Raw genomic sequence first — 18247 nt, forward strand, 5'->3', positions numbered from 1 at the left:
AAGGTCACCCATTCGACAGACAAACCCCCGTTCCACAGGCCAGGAGAGACACGCACCGGGCCCGGGCACTCGCTCCCCCACACCAGAACGCACTTGTGCACGGTTACATCGCAGCAGCTCACAACCCTGAACGACGGGAACCCCCCTGACCGGGCCCCGCTGGCAGCGAGGCGTCCGAGCGCAGCCCTGCGACCTACGTGTCGGATTTTCGCCAGCGCCGCGGCCGCCACTGGCCGATGCTGGAGCCATGCAGAAAGGGATGTACCTCGACCGGGAGCGCTGTCTGCGGGCCGTCCGGTCCAAGGACGCGCGGTTCGACGGGTGGTTCTACACGGCCGTCCTGACCACCCGGATCTACTGCCGGCCCAGCTGCCCCGTCGTGCCGCCCAAGGCCGAGAACATGACGTTCCAGCCGAGCGCGGCGGCGTGCCAGCAGGCCGGGTTCCGGGCCTGCAAGCGCTGTCGGCCCGACACCAGCCCCGGCTCCCCGGAGTGGAACCAGCGCGCCGACCTGGTCGCCCGCGCGATGCGGCTGATCGCCGACGGAGTGGTGGACCGCGACGGCGTGCCCGGGCTCGCGGGCCGCCTCGGCTACAGCACCCGGCAGGTCGAACGCCAGCTCCTCGCCGAGCTGGGCGCCGGCCCCCTCGCGCTCGCCCGCGCCCAGCGCGCCCAGACCGCCCGGATCCTGGTCGAGACCACACCGCTGCCCATGGCGGAGATCGCCTTCGCGGCCGGCTTCTCCTCGATCCGCACCTTCAACGACACCCTGCGCGAGGTCTTCGCCCTCAGCCCGAGCGAGCTGCGCGCCCGCGCGCGGGGGAGGGGCACCGGACCCGACGGAGGCGGTCAGACCCGGAACCCGTCGAGCAGCACCCTCAGCACTCTGTCCCTGCGGCTCCCCTTCCGCGCCCCACTCAACCCCGACAACCTCTTCGGCCACCTCGCGGCGACCGCCGTACCCGGCGTGGAGGAGTGGCGGGACGGTGCGTACCGGCGCACGCTCCGGCTGCCGTACGGGCACGGGATCGTCGCGCTGACCCCGAAGCCCGACCACGTCGCCTGCCGTCTCACCCTCAGCAACCTGCGCGACCTCACGGTGGCGATCAGCCGCTGCCGGCGCATGCTGGACCTCGACGCCGACCCCGTCGCGGTCGACGACGAGCTGCGCGCGGACCCGCTCCTCGCGCCGCTGATCGACAAGGCCCCGGGCCGTCGCGTGCCGCGCACGGTCGACGAGGCCGAGTTCGCGATCCGTGCGGTGCTCGGCCAGCAGGTCTCCACGGCCGCCGCCCGCACCCACGCCGCCCGCCTGGTCACCGCGTACGGCACCCCCGTGGACGACCCCGAGGGCGGCCTCACCCACCTCTTCCCGACCCCCGAGGCGCTCGCCGCCCTCGACCCCGAGTCGCTGGCGATGCCGCGCACCCGCCGGGCCACCTTCACCACACTCGTACGGCAACTAGCCGACGGCACACTCCACTTGGGCGTCGAGAGCGACTGGGCGGAAGCCCGCGCCCGCCTCCTCGCACTGCCCGGCTTCGGACCCTGGACCGTCGACGTCATCGCCATGCGGGCCCTCGGCGACCCCGACGCCTTCCTCCCCACCGACCTCGGAATCCGGCGCGCCGCCCAGGAGTTGGGCCTGCCCTCCACCCCGGCCGCGCTCACGGCACGCGCGTCGGCCTGGCGGCCGTGGCGGGCGTACGCCGTCCAGTACCTGTGGGCGACGGACAGCCACCCGATCAACTTCCTCCCGGTGTAAGGCGATCCACGATCCGCCACGTCGCCTCGGCGAATGCGAATGCGAATGCGAATGCGGATCGGCCTCGCACCTCACACCACGCAAGGAAAGCCGGCGAACACCCGTGAAACAGCACACCGTCATCGACAGTCCCTACGGCCCCCTCACCCTCGTCGCCGACGACGGCGCCCTGTGCGGCCTCTACATGACCGACCAGCGCCACCGCCCGACGGAGGAGAGCTTCGGCGAACCTGATGCCACGCTCTACGCCTTCGGCGAGGCGGAGGAACAGCTGGCCGCCTACTTCGAGGGCGAGCTGAAGGAGTTCACCCTCGAACTGCGCCTGAACGGAACCCCGTTCCAGCGCACGGTCTGGGAACAGCTGTCCCGCATCCCCTACGGCGAGACCCGTTCGTACGGTGAACTCGCCGACGCCCTCGGCAATCCCGCCGCCTCCCGGGCCGTCGGCATGGCCAACGGCAAGAACCCCATCGGCATCATCGTGCCCTGCCATCGCGTCATCGGGGCGAACGGCAGCCTCACCGGGTACGGCGGCGGACTGGACCGCAAGCAGCGCCTGCTGGACTTCGAGAGGGGGACGGCGCTTTTCTGAGCCGTCCTGGTCGCGCGACCGTCCGCTCATCCGCTCATGTTGCGCCTCAGTCACAGATCCCGGTTGTGACGTCCGCGGCCGTTCGCAGAGGTCACCATGGGTGGGTGCAGATCGCCGAGCTTGTTCTCAAGTACGTCCAAGCCCTTGTCTGGCCCGTGGTGACCGTCGCCCTGGTCTGGTTCCAGCGGGACCACTTGAGAGCCGCCTTCGCCCGGATGACGCGGGTGGAGACACCGGCGGGCGCGATCGAGTTCGCCGCCGAGGCGCGGGACGTACTGAACCAGGCGGAGTGGTCCGCCGACGCCGGTCTTCTCCCCGTACCGCCGTATCAGCCTCAAGCGCAGCAGCCGGCCGAGGAGGACGTGGACGAGCCCGTCTACGGCTCCCCGCCGCCGCTCGCCGACCAAGGGGCTGCCGTGCCGCGGGGCGGGACGGAGCCGACGGCGACCGGGCCCGGCTACGGCATTCCTCCGCCCGTCCAGCCGCCCGCGCCCGTCCCCACGGTGGTGGGGGCGGCCACCGACGGCGGGCGCCAACCGGGTTCCTGGCGGCACGAGTTGCAGAACGCCAGGGACATGGTCGACACGTCGCCCGCCGGAGCCGTGGTGACCGCGTGGGACGCGCTCGACGCCCTGTGCAGCGAGGTGCTGAGCTTGCGGAACCCCTTCATGGGGACGTCGCGTCCGGCGGAGACCGAGACGGCGTTGGTCTCCATGGGGCTGTCACCCAGCGCCGTCGCCGTCTACGGCCGGTTGCGCCAACTCCGCAACCGCGCCGTGCACGGCGCCCAGGACGTGACACCCCGCGCGGCACGCGACTTCGTGGACAGCTGTCTCACGGTCGCGCGTGAGGTGGAGGGACTCGTGCGGTACATGTACTGAACCGAGAGAAGAAGCGCCGCATCCTCGGCTGACGCGGGCGGAGGTCGGGCCGGGTCAGGCTTCTTCCGCCCTCAGTCGGCTGAGCAGCTCGGGCAGCGCCGTGCCGATGGGTTCGCGGATCACCTCGTCGGCGAGGTCGTCGTACGGGGTCGGCTCCGCGTTGACGATGAGGAGGCGGGCGCCGTTGTCGGCGGCGATCCCTGCGAGTCCGGCGGCGGGTTGGACCTGGAGGCTGCTGCCGACGGCGATGAAGACCGTGCAGGCCTTGGTGAGGGCGAGGGCCTCGCCGAGGACGACGGGGTCCAGCTTCTGGCCGAACATGACGGTCGCCGACTTGAGGATGCCGCCACACTCCAGGCACAGCGGGTCGTCCTCACCGGCCTCGACCCGGGCGATGGCCTCCTCCATGGGCCCACGCGCATGGCACCGCGTGCAGACGACGCCGCGGGCGCTGCCATGCAGCTCCAGTACCTTGCGGGCCGGCATCCCCGCGAGCTGGTGCAGCCCGTCCACGTTCTGCGTGATCACCCGCACGGGCATCCCCGACCGCTCCAGTTCGGCAACGGCCCGGTGCGCGGCGTTGGGCTCGGCCTTCAGGGTCCTGTTCTTGCGCCGCATCTGCCACGACCGCCGCCGGATCTCCGGATCGCCCATGTAGTACTCGTACGTCACGAGCTTCTCGGCCTCGGGATCCCGCCGCCACAGCCCGTTGGGGCCGCGGTAGTCGGGGATCCCCGAGTCGGTGGAGATACCGGCACCACTGAGAATGGCGACGAGGGGCCTGTTCATAGGCCCAGCGTAGGTGCACGCACGGACATGACTCCCTGCCAGTACTCTCCTGACCCTCAGGGGCACCGCCAGTGACCCGTGCCGGCGCGCTGCTCAGCGGCGCCGGTCGGTTCAGCCGTGCGTCGCGCTCAGTTCGCGATCCGCCTCGCGTGCGCTGAAGGGGCACTGCCAGTCGGCGGGCTTGCGGCGGCCGGAGTAGCGGCGGGCCTCGGAGAGCTGCCCGTACTCCAGCAGGTTGGGGTTGATGTCGCCCTGCAGCTTGATGTCCTGCTTGCGTATCTTCTCCGCCAGCCGGTCCCACATCCCGGCGCCCTTGATCCGGTCGAACTGCCGGTGGGAGTTGAACGCCAGCATCGGGAACGGAGGCCGCCGGCCGAGCCGTACATGCGTCTCGTGCAGGCCGATCACGAAGAACGGATGCTCCGCGACACTGAACGCGAACTCGCCGGACTGGGCATCGCAGGAGTAGCCCTCGGCCCAGCGGTGGGTCTCGGCGTCGTACTCGTGCAGCAGCTGGAGCTGCTGCCACAGCAGCCGCTCGAACTCCAGCTCGTCCACGCCGCGCGGGCCTTCGAAGGTCGCGATGAAGCTGGTGAACGCCCGGCCGTCCCAGTCCGTCGACCGCACGTACGCCTCGAGGTCCTGGGCCAGCCGCCGGGCCGACTCGTCGCTGCCCATCCGGGCGTAGTGGCGGTGCGTGATCCCGCCCTGGCGCCAGGCGGAGCGGCCCGCCAGACAGGAGAACCTGTCTCCCAGAATGAACTTCTCGACCTCACCACGCGCGTCCGCGGTCATGGCCGGCCCTCCTTCCCGTTGCGTCCCTCGTCGAGGGAGATCGGTTCCTGGTTCCTGCACACGTGTCGCGGCCCCCGCCCCGGGACCCGCGGACAGGTCCGCCCGCCACCTGGAGCGACCGAGCGACCGGCTCGCAGGCGGGCAGGGCGGGGTTGCGCCGCGGGGTGGGGAGAAGCGCCTTGGAGATTGTCGCGGTGAGGGGCCGATCGGCGAAATCCGGCCCTCCGTTTCCGCTGCGCACGGCGCCGGCAGGGCGGTCAGGCAGGCATTCTGTCAGGGGGATGACCACCGGCGGAGCGCCGCCGTCCGGGCTGCTCGGGCGGCTGGTCGGGCGGGCTGCTCGGCCGTGCGGATCAGGCCACCCGGTGACCGTTCTCCAGCTCGGCCGTCCCCGCGCCCCCGTCCAGGACGTCCAGCGCGGCCAGCACGCGGCGGCCCAGCGCGCCCGGCAGGTGGGCGGTGAGCTCCGCGCGCGGGACGAGGCGCCAGGACAGCAGCTCCTCCTCCTGGAGGCGGATCGCCTTGAGGTCGTCCTCGCCGAGGACCCCGCCGTCGTACAGGTACGCCACCAGCGGCGGCCGCGCCGTTCCGTGCACCCAGTCGACCGCGAGGAGGCGGCCGAGCGCCCGGTCGAGGCCGATCTCCTCGGCCGTCTCCCGGCGGGCGCCCTGGCGCGGGGTCTCGCCGTCGTCGGACTCGACGGTGCCGCCCGGAAGCGCCCAGCCCTCACGGTAGTTGGGCTCGACGAGCAGCACCCGCCCCTCGGCGTCCCGGAACAGGGCGGCGGCACCGGCGAGGACCCGGGGGAGGCCGGCGATGTACGTGGCGAAGTCCTGAGCGGTCATGGCGGCAGCGTAACGAGTCCCGTAGGTCCCGTAGGTCCCATAGCGAGTCCGGGTGGCCGGACCGGGCGGTGCCGGTCAGCGCCCGGACTCCGCCAGCCGTAGGGTGCGGTCGGCGAGGTCGGTGATCCGTACGCCGTCGAAGCCGAACACCGCGCTGCGGACCGTGTCCTGAAGCGGGTCCGTCCACTGGGGCGGGATCGCGGCCGCGCCGGTCTGGACGCCGGCGACCGAGCCCGCCGTCGCGCCGTTGGAGTCGGTGTCCAGGCCGCCACGGACGGTGAGGGCGATGGTGCGGGTGAAGTCGCCGTCGCCGTAGAGGAGCCCGGCGGTCAGGACGGCCGCGTTCGGGACCGTGTGGATCCAGCCCAGGCCCGACGTCTCCTCGGCCAGCGTGCCGAGCGTCTCCGCCCAGCCCAGGCGGGCCTCGTGGAGCGAGACGACGCGGCGGATGGTACGGGCCAGGCGGCTGCTCGCCGGGATCACCATGAGCGCGGTCTCGACGGCCTCCCGCACGGTCGGCGCCGTGAACGCCGCCGAGATCAGCGCGGCCGCCCACATCGCGCCGTACACGCCGTTGCCGGAGTGCGACAGGACGGCGTCGCGGCGGGCCAGGGAGGCGGCGTGGCGCGGATCGTCCGGGCAGGTCCAGCCGTAGACGTCGGCGCGGATGAGGGCGCCGATCCACTCCTGGTACGGGTTGTCGTACGTCGCCGTGAGCGGGGGCCTGAGGCCGTTGGCGAGGTTGCGGTAGGCCGCGCGCTCGGCCGTGAAGGTCTGGCGGTACGGCAGTGTGAGCAGCCACAGATCGCCGACCTGCTCGGTGCTGAAGCCGAAGCCGCGGGTCTCCAGCAGGTGCAGGCCGAGGATCGCGTAGTCGACGTCGTCGTCGCGGCAGCTGCCGTGGACGCGGCCGCGGACGCAGGCGCGCCACTCGGGGCGCAGCACCGCGGCGTCGGCCGGGTCGGTGGGCTCGGGGAGGTAGTCGGTGAGCGGGAGCGCGTCGGCCAGCCGGAGGTAGCGGTCGATGCGGTCGCGCGTCCACAGGTCGCCCTGCTCGACCGGCTTGCCGAGCATGTTGCCGGCTATGCGGCCGAGCCAGCCCCCGAGGATGCGGTCGGCGAGTTCGGGCTTCGGCTTCGGCTTCGGCTCCGGCTCCGGCTCTGGCTCGGGGTCCACAGGGGTCATGCCCTCCGCCTACCCGTTTCCGGGGCGGTGCGTCATCGGCGTACGGGTTGTTCTGCCAGGTCACCGGGGATTCGGGCGGGGTTGGCCGGGGCATGACGGGCGGGGTGGGCTCCGGCTAGGGTCGCTGCGGCGCGACGGCCCGGACGTACGAACGGGTACGAGCGGTACGGGCCCGCAGATCGAGGGGAATGCAAGGTGACGGACGCTGCAGTGGACGGGGGCCGGCGGGTGCTCGTCGCCGCGGACAAGTTCAAGGGTTCGCTGACGGCCGTGCAGGTCGCGGAGCGGGTGACGGCCGGGCTGCGCCGGGTCGTGCCGGACCTGGAGGTGGAGGCGCTGCCGGTTGCCGACGGCGGCGACGGCACCGTGGACGCGGCGGCGGCGGCCGGGTTCGAGCGGCGGGAGGTACGGGTCGCGGGCCCGCTGGGGGACGAGGTGACGGCGGCGTACGCGCTGCGCGGTACCACCGCCGTCGTGGAGATGGCTGAGGCGAGCGGGCTGGGGCGGCTGCCGGCCGGCGTCCTCGCGCCGCTGACGGCCTCGACGTACGGCTCCGGGCAGTTGCTGCGGGCCGCGCTGGACGCGGGCGCGCGGACGATCGTGTTCGGCGTCGGGGGCAGTGCGACGACGGACGGCGGGGCCGGGATGCTGGCCGCGCTGGGCGCGCGGTTCCTGGACGTGGACGGGGAGCCGGTGGGGCCGGGCGGGGGTGGGCTCGCCGGTCTCGTACGGGCCGACCTGTCGGGGCTGGACCCGCGGCTGGCGTCGGTCGAGCTGGTGCTGGCGAGCGACGTCGACAATCCGCTGACCGGGCCGAAGGGGGCGGCGGCGGTGTACGGGCCGCAGAAGGGGGCGTCGGCGGGGGAGGTGGCGGTGCTGGACGCGGCGCTGGCTCACTTCGTGACGGTGCTGGGGGAGCGGGCGTCTTTGGTGGCGGCGGCGCCCGGTGCCGGTGCGGCGGGCGGGATCGGGTTCGGGGCGTTGCTGCTCGGGGCCCGGTTCCGTCCCGGTATCGAGGTGATGCTGGAGGTGCTGGGCTTCGCGCCCGCGCTGGAACGGGCCTCGCTGGTGATCACGGGGGAGGGCTCGCTGGACGAGCAGACGCTGCACGGGAAGGCACCGGCGGGGGTCGCGGCGGCGGCGCGTGCGGCGGGGAAGGACGTCGTCGCGGTGTGCGGGCGGCTGGCACTGACGCCGGAGGCGTTGGCGGGGGCCGGGATCCGGCGGGCGTACGCCCTGACGGACGCCGAGCCGGACGTTTCGGTGTGCATGGGCGATGCGGGGCCGATCCTGGAACGGGTCGCTTCGCGGATCGCGCGGGATGTCTTCGGCCCGGCAGGGGTCTAGCTGGCGGCGGGGCTCCGCCCCTGCGCGCCGGGTGTCCGGTGCGTCGGCTGCGGGCTGCCCCTGGGACTCCGCTCCGGCTTCACCCGCCCGCCCGCCCGACTCGGTGGGTGGAGGGGTGACCGCCCCTGGGGCTCCGCCCCTGGGGCTCCGCCCCAGCCCCCGGCGGGGGCTTCGCCCCTGCACACCCAGGTGCTGCCCCGGCGCGGTCGCTGCGCTCCCGCCTCGCCCGCTCCGCTTGGTTGGTGGCGCGGAGCCCCAGGCCCCGGCGGGGGCTTCGCCCCTGCACCCCGGGTGTCCGGCTCGGTTTGAAGCCGCGGCCGTCCCTGGGGCTCCGCCCCAGGCCCCGGTGGGGGCTTCGCGCCCTGCACCCCGGGTGCCCGGCTCGGTTTGAAGCCGCGGCCGTGTCTGGGGCTCCGCCCGAGCCCCAGGCGGGGCTTCGCCGCCCTTGCCGCGGCCCCCTGCAGTCCGGTGCGCTCGGTTGGGAGTCGCGCCCTTGAACCCCCGCCGCCCGACCCGGCCAGTGCCTCCAGCCAGGCCCCCACCCCCCCAACAACCCACTTCCCCCCAACAACGAAGGGCGCCGAACCCAAAAGGTTCGGCGCCCTTCGTCAGCGCTGAGGCGTACCGCTACCGATACCCCACCGCCCGCTGCCCTACGGCACCTGCGCGGCGCGCGCCTCGCGGCGGTTGTCGCGGAAGTTGTTGACTCGGCGGGCCGTGGCGAACAGGGGGATCACCGCGCCCATGACCAGTTGCAGGGCGCAGCCGGTCTGGAGCAGGAGCTGGCCGCTGGGGGCGTCGAAGGCCCAGGCCGCCAGGAGGCCCATCGAGAGGACGATCCAGGACAGCATCGCCACCGCGAGGCGCCCCCGCGGCTTCGGGTATTCCACCCGGCTCACCATCAGCCACGCCGTGCCCAGGATGGCCAGGAGGGTCGCCACGAAGGGCAGCTCCAGGAGGACGATCGAGACGACCGTCAGCGCGCCGAACGGCGAGGGCATGCCCTGGAACACGCCGTCCCGCACCGTGACGCAGGAGAAGCGGGCCAGGCGTAGCACCACGGCCAGCAGGACCACGATCGCGCCGAGGGCCGCCATCCGCTGATGGGCGTCGTCCGCGACCATGCCGTAGACCAGGACGAAGTACGCCGGGGCCAGGCCGAAGCTGATCAGGTCGGAGAGGTTGTCCAGCTCCGCGCCCATCGGCGAGGAGCGGAGCTTGCGCGCCACCAGGCCGTCGAACAGGTCGAAGACCGCGGCGCAGAGCATCAGGATGACCGCCGTGGCCGCGCTGTGGCGGGCCATGCCGGACTCCTGGCTGCCGACCAGGTGCGGGATCAGGATGCCGGTGGTGGTGAAGTACACCGCCATGAAGCCGCACGTGGCGTTGCCGAGGGTGAGGGTGTCGGCTATCGAGAGGCGGAGAGAGAGGGGCATCTCCTCTTCGTCGTCCGTCCCGTCGGCCTCGGGCACCCAGCCCGCCTTTGTATCCGGATCAATCACGGTCAATTCGAGTCACCCCAGCCACGGTCTTCTGTCCGACCTCGACCGCGATCTCCACGCCCTCGGGCAGGTAGAGATCGACACGCGAGCCGAAGCGGATCAGACCGATCCGGTCACCCTGCTCGACCTTCGTCCCCTGCGGGATGTAGGGCACGATGCGGCGGGCGACCGCGCCGGCGATCTGGATCATCTCGATGTCGCCGAGTTCGGTGTCGAAATGCCAGACTACGCGCTCGTTGTTCTCGCTCTCCTTGTTGAAGGCGGGAACGAAGCCACCGGGCACGTGCTCGACCGACGTCACCGTGCCGGCCATGGGCGCGCGGTTGACGTGGACGTTGAGCGGGCTCATGAAGATCGCGACGCGGGTGCGGCCGTCCTTCCACGGCATGATGCTCTGGACCACACCGTCGGCGGGCGAGATGACACGTCCCGTGGCGATCTCACGCTCGGGGTCGCGGAAGAACCACAGCATGCCCGCCGCCAGCGCGGTGGCGGGTACGGCGACGGCCTTCGCGGCGCCGGAGCGGCGCGCGCGGGCCAGGCTGAGTGCTGCGGTGGCGACGGTCGGGAGAAGCCACGGCGATGCTCCGCGCGCGAGGCGGACCCGGCCGCGAGGTGCAGAGGTTTGGCTGTGGGGCATGGATGACCTTCGTAGCGGATGATGCCGCGCTGTAACGGGGGACGGCGGCTTTTTCCGGGGATCGTACCGGTCGCGGGCCACAACTGGGCAAGCCAGGAAGCCGAGTCGGCGGCTCAAGTGTACCGGCGCGGTGCCAACGGGGTGTGATCTTCTTCTCGAAGAAAACACCCCGTACCCGGACAATCAGCCTTGGAATCGATACTCTTCGAGCAACCTGCGACCGATGATCATTTTCTGGATCTCGGCGGTCCCTTCGCCGATGAGCAGCATCGGGGCCTCCCGGTAGAGGCGCTCGATCTCGTACTCCTTGGAGAAGCCGTAGCCGCCGTGGATCCGGAAGGCGTCCTCGACGACCTCCTTGCAGTACTCGGAGGCGAGGTACTTCGCCATCCCTGCTTCGAGGTCGTTTCGCTCCCCGGAGTCCTTTTTGCGTGCCGCGTTCACCATCATGGCATGCGCGGCCTCGACCTTGGTCGCCATTTCGGCCAGCTTGAACTGGATGGCCTGGTGCTGGGCGATCGGCTTGCCGAACGTGTGACGCTGCTGGGCGTAGGAAACACCGAGTTCGAACGCACGCTGCGCGACACCGCAGCCACGCGCCGCCACATTGACGCGGCCGACCTCGACTCCGTCCATCATTTGGTAAAAACCTCGGCCGGTGACGCCGCCGAGCACGCGGTCCGCGGGAATCCGCAGGCCGTCCATGATCAACTCGGTGGTGTCGACCCCCTTGTAGCCCATCTTGTCGATCTTGCCGGGGATGGTGAGCCCGGGGCGGACCTCGCCGAAGCCGGGCTCCTTCTCCACGAGGAAGGTCGTCATCGACTTGTGGGGCGCCGTGCCCTCGGGGTGGCCTTCGTCACTGCGGACCAGAACGGCCACCAGGGACGACGTACCGCCGTTCGTCAGCCACATCTTCTGGCCGTTCAGGACGTACTCCTCGCCGTCCTTCACCGCCTTCGACGTGATGGCCGACACATCCGAGCCCAGGCCCGGCTCCGACATCGAGAAGGCGCCGCGGATGTCGCCGGCCGCCATGCGCGGCAGGAAGTGGTCCTTCTGCTCCTGCGTGCCGTGCTGCTTGAGCATGTACGCCACGATGAAGTGCGTGTTGATGATGCCGGAGACCGACATCCAGCCGCGGGCGATCTCCTCGACGCACAGGGCGTAGGTGAGGAGGGATTCGCCCAGGCCGCCGTACTCCTCCGGGATCATCAGGCCGAACAGGCCCAACTCCTTGAGGCCGTCGACGATCTGCTGCGGGTACTCGTCGCGGTGCTCCAGCTCGGTCGCGACCGGGATGATCTCCTTGTCCACGAAGTCGCGGACGGTGGAGACGATCTCCTGCTGGATGTCCGTCAGACCGGCGGTCTGGGCGAGACGGGCCATTACTTCTCCTGTGCCTTCAGCTCCGGGCGGCCCGGCTGCTCGCCGCCGCGCTCCTTGATGTACGTCTCGGTCGGCACCATGACCTTGCGGCGGAACACGCAGACCAGCGTGCCGTCCTGCTTGTAGCCCTTGGTCTCCACGTGCACGATGCCTCGGTCGTTCTTCGACTTCGACGGCCACTTGTCGAGCACCGTCGTCTCGCCGTAGATCGTGTCGCCGTGGAAGGTCGGCGCCACGTGCTTGAGCGACTCGATCTCCAGGTTGGCGATCGCCTTGCCGGAGACGTCCGGCACGGACATGCCGAGCAGCAGCGAGTAGATGTAGTTGCCGACCACCACGTTCTTGCCGAAGTCCGTCGTCTTCTCGGCGTAGTTGGTGTCCATGTGGAGCGGGTGGTGGTTCATGGTGAGGAGGCAGAACAGGTGGTCGTCGTACTCCGTGACCGTCTTGCCCGGCCAGTGCTTGTACGTCGCCCCGACCTCGAACTCCTCGTAGGTGCGCCCGAACTGCATGCTCACGCCTCCGGAATCTCGAACTTGGTGGTGCGCTGCATGCCGGCCGCCCGGCCCTTGCCGGAGACGACCAGGGCCATCTTGCGGCTGGCCTCGTCGATCATCTCGTCGCCGAGCATCGCGGAGCCCTTCTTGCCGCCCGCCTCGGACGTGTAGTAGTCGTACGCGTCCAGGATCAGCTCGGCGTGGTCGAAGTCCTCCTGGGACGGCGAGAAGATCTCGTTGGACGCCTCGACCTGGCCCGGGTGCAGCACCCACTTGCCGTCGAAGCCGAGCGCGGCGGCGCGCTGCGCGACCTCGCGGTAGCCGTCGACGTTGCGGATCTGGAGGTAGGGGCCGTCGATCGCCTGGAGGTTGTTGGCGCGGGCGGCCATCAGGATCTTCATCAGGATGTAGTGGTAGGCGTCCGCCGGGTAGCCGGGCGGCTGCTCGCCCACGACCAGCGACTTCATGTTGATCGACGCCATGAAGTCGGCCGGGCCGAAGATGATCGTCTCGACACGGGGACTGGCTTGAGCGATCTCATTGACGTTGTTGAGGCCCTGTGCGTTCTCGATCTGCGCCTCGATACCGATGCGGCCGACCTCGAAGCCCATCGTCTTCTCGATCTGGGTGAGGAGGAGGTCCAGCGCGACGACCTGCTCGGCGCTCTGCACCTTCGGCAGCATGATGCAGTCAAGATTCTGGCCGGCACCCTCGACCACCGTCACGACGTCGCGGTACGTCCACTCGGTCGTCCAGTCGTTGACGCGCACGACACGCGTCTTGCCCGTCCAGTCGCCCTCGTTGAGGAACTTGACGATCGTGTGCCGCGCCTCGGGCTTGGCGAGCGGCGCGCACGCGTCCTCCAGGTCCAGGAAGACCTGGTCGGCGGGGAGACCCTGCGCCTTCTCCAGGAAGCGGGGGTTGCTTCCCGGGACCGCCAGACAGGAGCGGCGGGGACGCAGACGGTTGACGGTCATGCGGGGACCTCCAGGGGGTCGAGCTTGTTCGCTTTCCGGATCTCGTCGACGATACGGCCGATGATCCCGGTGATGTCGAAGTCCTTGGGGGTGAAGACGGCGGCCACGCCAGCGGACTTCAGCTGTTCGGCGTCCGCGTTCGGGATGATGCCGCCCGCGATCACGGGGATGTCGGCGGCGCCGGCCTCGCGCAGCCGCTCCAGCACGTCCGGCACCAACTGCGCGTGCGAGCCCGAGAGGATGGACAGGCCGACCGCGTGCACGTCCTCGGCGAGGGCCGCGTCCACGATCTGCTCCGGGGTGAGCCGGATGCCCTGGTAGACCACCTCGAAACCGGCGTCGCGGGCTCGTACGGCGATCTGCTCGGCGCCGTTGGAGTGCCCGTCCAGGCCCGGCTTGCCGACCAGGAAGCGCAGCTTGCCCGTGCCGAGGTCACCGGCCGTCAGCTCCACCTTGCGGCGCACCCCGGCCAGCGCCGAACCCTCCTCCACCGGTACGGCGACGGGCGCGGAGGAGACGCCGGTCGGCGCCCGGAACTCGCCGAACACCTCCCGCAGCGCCCCGGCCCACTCACCGGTCGTGACACCGGCGCGGGCGCACTCCAGGGTGGCCTCCATGAGGTTGTCCGTGCCCTTGGCGGCCTCCTTCAGCCGCTCCAGCGCCTTGCACGGGCGCGGGTGGTTGAACGGCGGCTGGTAACGCGAGTCCCGCCAGCCGCCGATCGCCTCGATCACCCGGGCCTCGACGGCCGGGTCCACCGTCTGGATCGCGGTGTCCAGGTCGGCCGTGAGCGGGTTCGGCTCGGTCGTCTCGAAGATGTTGACGCCGACGATCTTCTCCTGGCCGGACTCGATCCGGCCCCGGCGCTCGGCGTGCGAGGCGACGAGCTGCGACTTGAGGTAGCCGGACTCGACGGCGGCCATCGCGCCGCCCATCTCCTGGATCCGGTCGATCTCCGCGAGGGACTCCTCGACGAGCTGCGCGACCTTCGCCTCGATGACGTGCGAGCCCTCGAAGATGTCCTCGTACTCCAGCAGGTCGCTCTCGTGCGCCAGTACCTGCTGGATGCGCAGCGACCACTGCTGGTCCCAGGGGCGGGGCAGGCCCAGCGCCTCGTTCCAGGCGGGGAGTTGGACGGCACGCGCGCGTGCGTCCTTGGAGAGGGTCACGGCCAGCATCTCCAGCACGATGCGCTGGACGTTGTTCTCCGGCTGCGCTTCGGTCAGACCGAGGGAGTTGACCTGGACGCCGTACCGGAAGCGGCGCTGCTTGGGGTTCTCGATGCCGTACCGCTCACGCGTGATCTTGTCCCAGATGCGGCCGAACGCCCGCATCTTGCACATCTCCTCGACGAAGCGGACGCCCGCGTTGACGAAGAAGGAGATGCGGGCGACCACGTCGCCCATGCGCTCCTGCGGCACCTGGCCGCTGTCGCGCACGGCGTCGAGGACGGCGATCGCGGTGGACATCGCGTACGCGATCTCCTGCACCGGCGTGGCCCCGGCCTCCTGCAGGTGGTAGCTGCAGATGTTGATCGGGTTCCACTTCGGGATGTGGGAGACCGTGTACGCGATCATGTCCGTCGTCAGCCGGAGGCTCGGCCCCGGCGGGAAGACGTGCGTCCCCCGGGACAGGTACTCCTTGACGATGTCGTTCTGGGTCGTGCCCTGGAGCTTGGTGACGTCCGCGCCCTGCTCCTCGGCGACGACCTGGTAGAGCGCCAGCAGCCACATGGCGGTGGCGTTGATCGTCATCGAGGTGTTCATCTGCTCCAGGGGGATGTCCTGGAACAGCCGGCGCATGTCACCGAGGTGCGAGACGGGGACCCCGACCCGGCCGACCTCGCCGCGGGCGAGGACGTGGTCGGGGTCGTAGCCGGTCTGCGTCGGCAGGTCGAACGCGACCGACAGGCCGGTCTGGCCCTTGGCGAGGTTGCGGCGGTACAGCTCGTTGGACGCCTCGGCCGTGGAGTGTCCGGCGTACGTGCGCATGAGCCACGGCCGGTCCTTCTCCCGCACGCCGTCGGCATTCTGACGCTCAGTCATCTAGAACCTCGGGGTGCTCAGATGTTGCGGAAGCGGTTGATGGCGTCGACGTGCTTGGCGCGCATCTCCTGGTCGCGCACGCCCAGGCCCTCCTCGGGGGCCAGGCACAGCACGCCGACCTTGCCCTGGTGGAGGTTGCGGTGCACGTCGTAGGCCGCCTGGCCGGTGTCCTCGAGCGAGTAGACCTTCGACAGCGTCGGGTGGATCTTGCCCTTCGCGATGAGCCGGTTGGCCTCCCAGGCCTCGCGGTAGTTGGCGAAGTGCGAGCCGATGATCCGCTTCAGGGACATCCACAGGTAGCGGTTGTCGTACTCGTGGTTGTAGCCCGAGGTCGAGGCGCAGGTGACGATCGTGCCGCCCTTGCGGGTGACGTACACGCTCGCGCCGAAGGTCTCGCGGCCCGGGTGCTCGAAGACGATGTCGACGTCCTCGCCGCCGGTGAGCTCGCGGATGCGCTTGCCGAAGCGCTTCCACTCCTTCGGGTCCTGGGTGTGCTCGTCCTTCCAGAACTTGTAACCCTCGGCGTTGCGGTCGATGATCGCCTCGGCGCCCATGGCGCGGCAGATCTCCGCCTTCTGCGGGCTGGAGACCACGCAGATGGGGTTGGCACCGCCCGCGAGCGCGAACTGCGTGGCGTAACTGCCGAGTCCGCCGCTCGCGCCCCAGATGAGCACGTTGTCGCCCTGCTTCATGCCGGCGCCGTTGCGCGAGACCAGCTGGCGGTACGCGGTGGAGTTGACCAGTCCGGGGGCGGCGGCCTCCTCCCAGCTCAAGTGGCCGGGCTTGGGCATGAGCTGGTTCGACTTGACCAGGGCGATCTCCGCCAGGCCGCCGAAGTTCGTCTCGAAGCCCCAGATGCGCTGTTCGGGGTCGAGCATCGTGTCGTTGTGGCCGTCGGAGGACTCCAGCTCGACGGACAGGCAGTGCGCGACGACCTCGTCACCGGGCTTCCAGGCGTTCACGCCGGGGCCGGTGCGCAGAACGACGCCCGCGAGGTCGGAGCCGATGATGTGGTACGGCAGGTCGTGCCGCTTGGTGAGCTCGCTGAGCTTGCCGTAGCGCTCCAGGAAGCCGAAGGTCGACAGCGGCTCGAAGATCGAGGTCCACACGGAGTTGTAGTTGACCGAGGAGGCCATGACGGCCACCAGGGCCTCGCCCGGGCCCAGTTCGGGCAGCGGGACCTCGTCGAGGTGGATCGACTTGCGGGGGTCCTTGTCGCGGGTCTCGAGGCCCGCGAACATCTCCGTCTCGTCCTTGTGCACGGTGATCGCGCGGTACGACTCGGGGAGCGGCAGAGCGGCGAAGTCGGCGGACGTGGAGTCCGGCGACTGGATCGCGTCCAGGATTTCCTTCACGGTGTTGCCTCCGGCGATGAGCGTCCGAGGGAAGACGCTGAGGGGTACGTCGGGTGCTGCTGCTGAGGTGCGTGGTGCCGTCGGTCCGGCGGAGGTGGTGCCCTGTGGAGCTGTTGGCAGCGCTTTGTGGCGCGGAGGGTGCCTGTGACGCAGGCGTCCGGGCGCGCAGGCCCTGGGGCTTGCGGGGACAGTCGGCGCACGGTGGGTCTGTGTGTGCCGGCCGCCCGGACACCTTCAACGTATGACACCGCGTGTCAGGTGGCAAGGCACTGAGTGCCAGAACTTGATCTCAGATGAAATCTTCACGTCACAGATGAGCGATGATCGATCATGTGGACTCGCGGGCGGGTGGTCCACCTGGAAATATCACGCAAGGTGAACGGTAATCTCACTCAGAGTGAGCACGGATGTCGCGGAAGCCGAACTCCGTGTTGTCACCGCGGATACCGACGCCGCCGGGCTGGTAGAGGTCGCCCGGCGAGGGGTCGGTCACGTTCAGCACCTCGTGGCCCGCCAGCTCCAGCGTGACGCGGACCCTGTGCCCCGGAAGGTTGGTCGCGGTGGCGACGACGTCGGTCCAGGCGTCCGGCGGCAGCGTGGCCGGCGCCCTGGCGAGCGGAACGGGCCGGTACCGGAATGGTGTTCCGGTACCGGCCCGTGAGCCGTGAGGTCGGAGAGGTGAGAGCGCTCGGATCAGGAGCGCTCCTTCAGGGCCTCCTCGATCGTCCGCATGACCTCGTCGAGCGGGGCGTCGGTGCGGGCGACCGTCACCAGGACCTCGCCCTGGCGGGAGACCGTCGCCGGGGTCGAGGCCGGCGCGGACGACGTGCTGCGGCCCGCGCCGATACCGGTGCCGAAGGTCTTGCGGACGATCGCGAAGGCGTGGTCGAGCTGGGCCTCCACCTCGCCCTGGCCGTCCGCCCGCAGCCAGCGCCGCAGGACGTGGTTGTGGGCGGTGACGACGGCCGACGCAGCCACCTCGGCGAGCAGCGGGTCGTCGTTGGCGTCGTCGGCGTGCGCGTGCTCGTCGAAGTGGCCGAGGAGGTAGCGCGTGAAGAGGCGCTCGTAGCGGGCCACCGACGCGATCTCCGCCTCGCGCAGGGTGGGTACTTCGCGCGTGAGCCGGTAGCGGGCGACCGAGATCTCCGGCTGGGCCGCGTACATCTTCATGACTTCCTTGATGCCGCGGCACACCGTGTCGAGCGGATGCTCGTGCGCGGGGGCGGCGTTGAGCACCGCCTCGGCGCGGATCAGCGTGTCGTCGTGGTCCGGGAAGATCGCCTCTTCCTTGGAGCGGAAGTGCCGGAAGAACGTACGGCGCGCGACCCCGGCCGCGGCCGCGATCTCGTCGACGGTCGTCGCCTCGTACCCCTTGGTCGCGAACAGTTCCATCGCCGCGGCCGCCAGTTCGCGGCGCATTTTCAGCCGTTGGGCGGCGGCGCGGCTGCCTGCGGCACTTTCCGGCGCGTCCGGCGTGGCGGTTGTACGTGAGGACCTGGCGGGCTGGGACATGACCCGAACGTACTGCATGTGCGCAGCTCCGCGCGCATGTCCGGGGTTTCCCCCGCTCCCGGGGAGCGGGGGTCCTCCCGCCGGGTCGAGCAGTCCGCCCCAGTCCCGGTCGGCCTCGGCCGGCCCGTTCC

16 protein-coding genes are annotated in these 18247 nt (G+C 70.7%); 4 read left to right on the forward strand and 12 right to left on the reverse strand.

Annotation, left to right across the window (positions count from 1 at the left end):
- Positions 1-247 precede the first annotated feature (247 nt).
- The 3 genes from QFZ74_RS25805 (at position 248) to QFZ74_RS25815 (ending at position 3238) form a co-directional block, all read left to right on the forward strand.
- Entirely contained in the window at positions 248-1765 is a 1518-nt protein-coding gene (locus tag QFZ74_RS25805) for an AlkA N-terminal domain-containing protein (RefSeq protein ID WP_307623221.1), read from the forward strand.
- A gap of 103 nt (positions 1766-1868) precedes the next feature.
- The gene (locus QFZ74_RS25810) at positions 1869-2357 is read left to right on the forward strand and encodes a methylated-DNA--[protein]-cysteine S-methyltransferase (protein WP_307623223.1); all 489 of its coding nucleotides are present in this window, start codon (positions 1869-1871) and stop codon (positions 2355-2357) included.
- A 104-nt stretch (positions 2358-2461) separates the two neighbouring features.
- Positions 2462-3238, forward strand: coding sequence for a hypothetical protein (locus QFZ74_RS25815; RefSeq protein WP_307623224.1), 777 nt, complete (start codon positions 2462-2464; stop codon positions 3236-3238).
- Positions 3239-3292: 54 nt separating this feature from the next.
- On the opposite strand, the gene QFZ74_RS25820 is transcribed toward QFZ74_RS25815, so the two are convergent.
- From QFZ74_RS25820 to QFZ74_RS25835, 4 genes are all read right to left on the reverse strand, one after another.
- Positions 3293-4027 (reverse strand): Sir2 family NAD-dependent protein deacetylase, encoded by a 735-nt coding sequence (locus tag QFZ74_RS25820; RefSeq protein ID WP_307623225.1) that lies wholly within the window; start codon positions 4025-4027, stop codon positions 3293-3295.
- A 111-nt stretch (positions 4028-4138) separates the two neighbouring features.
- The gene (gntA, locus tag QFZ74_RS25825) at positions 4139-4822 is read right to left on the reverse strand and encodes a guanitoxin biosynthesis heme-dependent pre-guanitoxin N-hydroxylase GntA (protein ID WP_307623226.1); all 684 of its coding nucleotides are present in this window, start codon (positions 4820-4822) and stop codon (positions 4139-4141) included.
- A gap of 353 nt (positions 4823-5175) precedes the next feature.
- A complete protein-coding gene (locus QFZ74_RS25830) occupies positions 5176-5667 on the reverse strand; it encodes an NUDIX hydrolase (protein ID WP_307623227.1) in 492 nt (163 codons plus the stop codon).
- Positions 5668-5742: 75 nt separating this feature from the next.
- Entirely contained in the window at positions 5743-6852 is a 1110-nt protein-coding gene (locus QFZ74_RS25835) for an ADP-ribosylglycohydrolase family protein (protein ID WP_307623228.1), read from the reverse strand.
- A gap of 210 nt (positions 6853-7062) precedes the next feature.
- Here QFZ74_RS25835 and QFZ74_RS25840 point away from each other — a divergent pair, with 210 nt between their 5' ends.
- Positions 7063-8199 carry a glycerate kinase gene (locus QFZ74_RS25840; RefSeq protein ID WP_307624277.1) on the forward strand — a complete coding sequence of 379 codons (1137 nt, stop codon included), beginning with the start codon at positions 7063-7065 and terminating at the stop codon, positions 8197-8199.
- A gap of 653 nt (positions 8200-8852) precedes the next feature.
- Here the strand turns inward: QFZ74_RS25840 and pssA are convergent.
- The 8 genes from pssA to QFZ74_RS25880 all read right to left on the reverse strand — a co-directional run bounded on the left by pssA (position 8853) and on the right by QFZ74_RS25880 (position 18116).
- The gene (gene pssA / locus QFZ74_RS25845; RefSeq protein ID WP_307623229.1) at positions 8853-9671 is read right to left on the reverse strand and encodes a CDP-diacylglycerol--serine O-phosphatidyltransferase; all 819 of its coding nucleotides are present in this window, start codon (positions 9669-9671) and stop codon (positions 8853-8855) included.
- A 22-nt stretch (positions 9672-9693) separates the two neighbouring features.
- Positions 9694-10341, reverse strand: coding sequence for a phosphatidylserine decarboxylase (locus QFZ74_RS25850; RefSeq protein ID WP_307623230.1), 648 nt, complete (start codon positions 10339-10341; stop codon positions 9694-9696).
- A gap of 183 nt (positions 10342-10524) precedes the next feature.
- Entirely contained in the window at positions 10525-11730 is a 1206-nt protein-coding gene (locus QFZ74_RS25855) for an acyl-CoA dehydrogenase family protein (protein WP_307623231.1), read from the reverse strand.
- Positions 11730-12242: a MaoC family dehydratase gene (locus tag QFZ74_RS25860; RefSeq protein ID WP_307624278.1), complete on the reverse strand. Its 513-nt coding sequence runs from the start codon at positions 12240-12242 to the stop codon at positions 11730-11732. The genes QFZ74_RS25855 and QFZ74_RS25860 overlap by 1 nt, the downstream gene beginning before the upstream one ends.
- Positions 12243-12244: 2 nt before the next feature.
- Positions 12245-13204: a CoA ester lyase gene (locus tag QFZ74_RS25865; RefSeq protein ID WP_307623232.1), complete on the reverse strand. Its 960-nt coding sequence runs from the start codon at positions 13202-13204 to the stop codon at positions 12245-12247.
- Entirely contained in the window at positions 13201-15249 is a 2049-nt protein-coding gene (locus QFZ74_RS25870) for a protein meaA (protein WP_307623233.1), read from the reverse strand. The genes QFZ74_RS25865 and QFZ74_RS25870 overlap by 4 nt, the downstream gene beginning before the upstream one ends.
- 17 nt (positions 15250-15266) lie before the next feature.
- The gene (ccrA, locus tag QFZ74_RS25875) at positions 15267-16604 is read right to left on the reverse strand and encodes a crotonyl-CoA carboxylase/reductase (protein WP_307623234.1); all 1338 of its coding nucleotides are present in this window, start codon (positions 16602-16604) and stop codon (positions 15267-15269) included.
- Positions 16605-17297: 693 nt separating this feature from the next.
- Positions 17298-18116 carry a TetR family transcriptional regulator gene (locus tag QFZ74_RS25880; RefSeq protein ID WP_307623235.1) on the reverse strand — a complete coding sequence of 273 codons (819 nt, stop codon included), beginning with the start codon at positions 18114-18116 and terminating at the stop codon, positions 17298-17300.
- Positions 18117-18247: the final 131 nt, after the last annotated feature.

Source organism: Streptomyces sp. V3I7 (assembly GCF_030817495.1).
GTDB lineage: Bacteria > Actinomycetota > Actinomycetes > Streptomycetales > Streptomycetaceae > Streptomyces.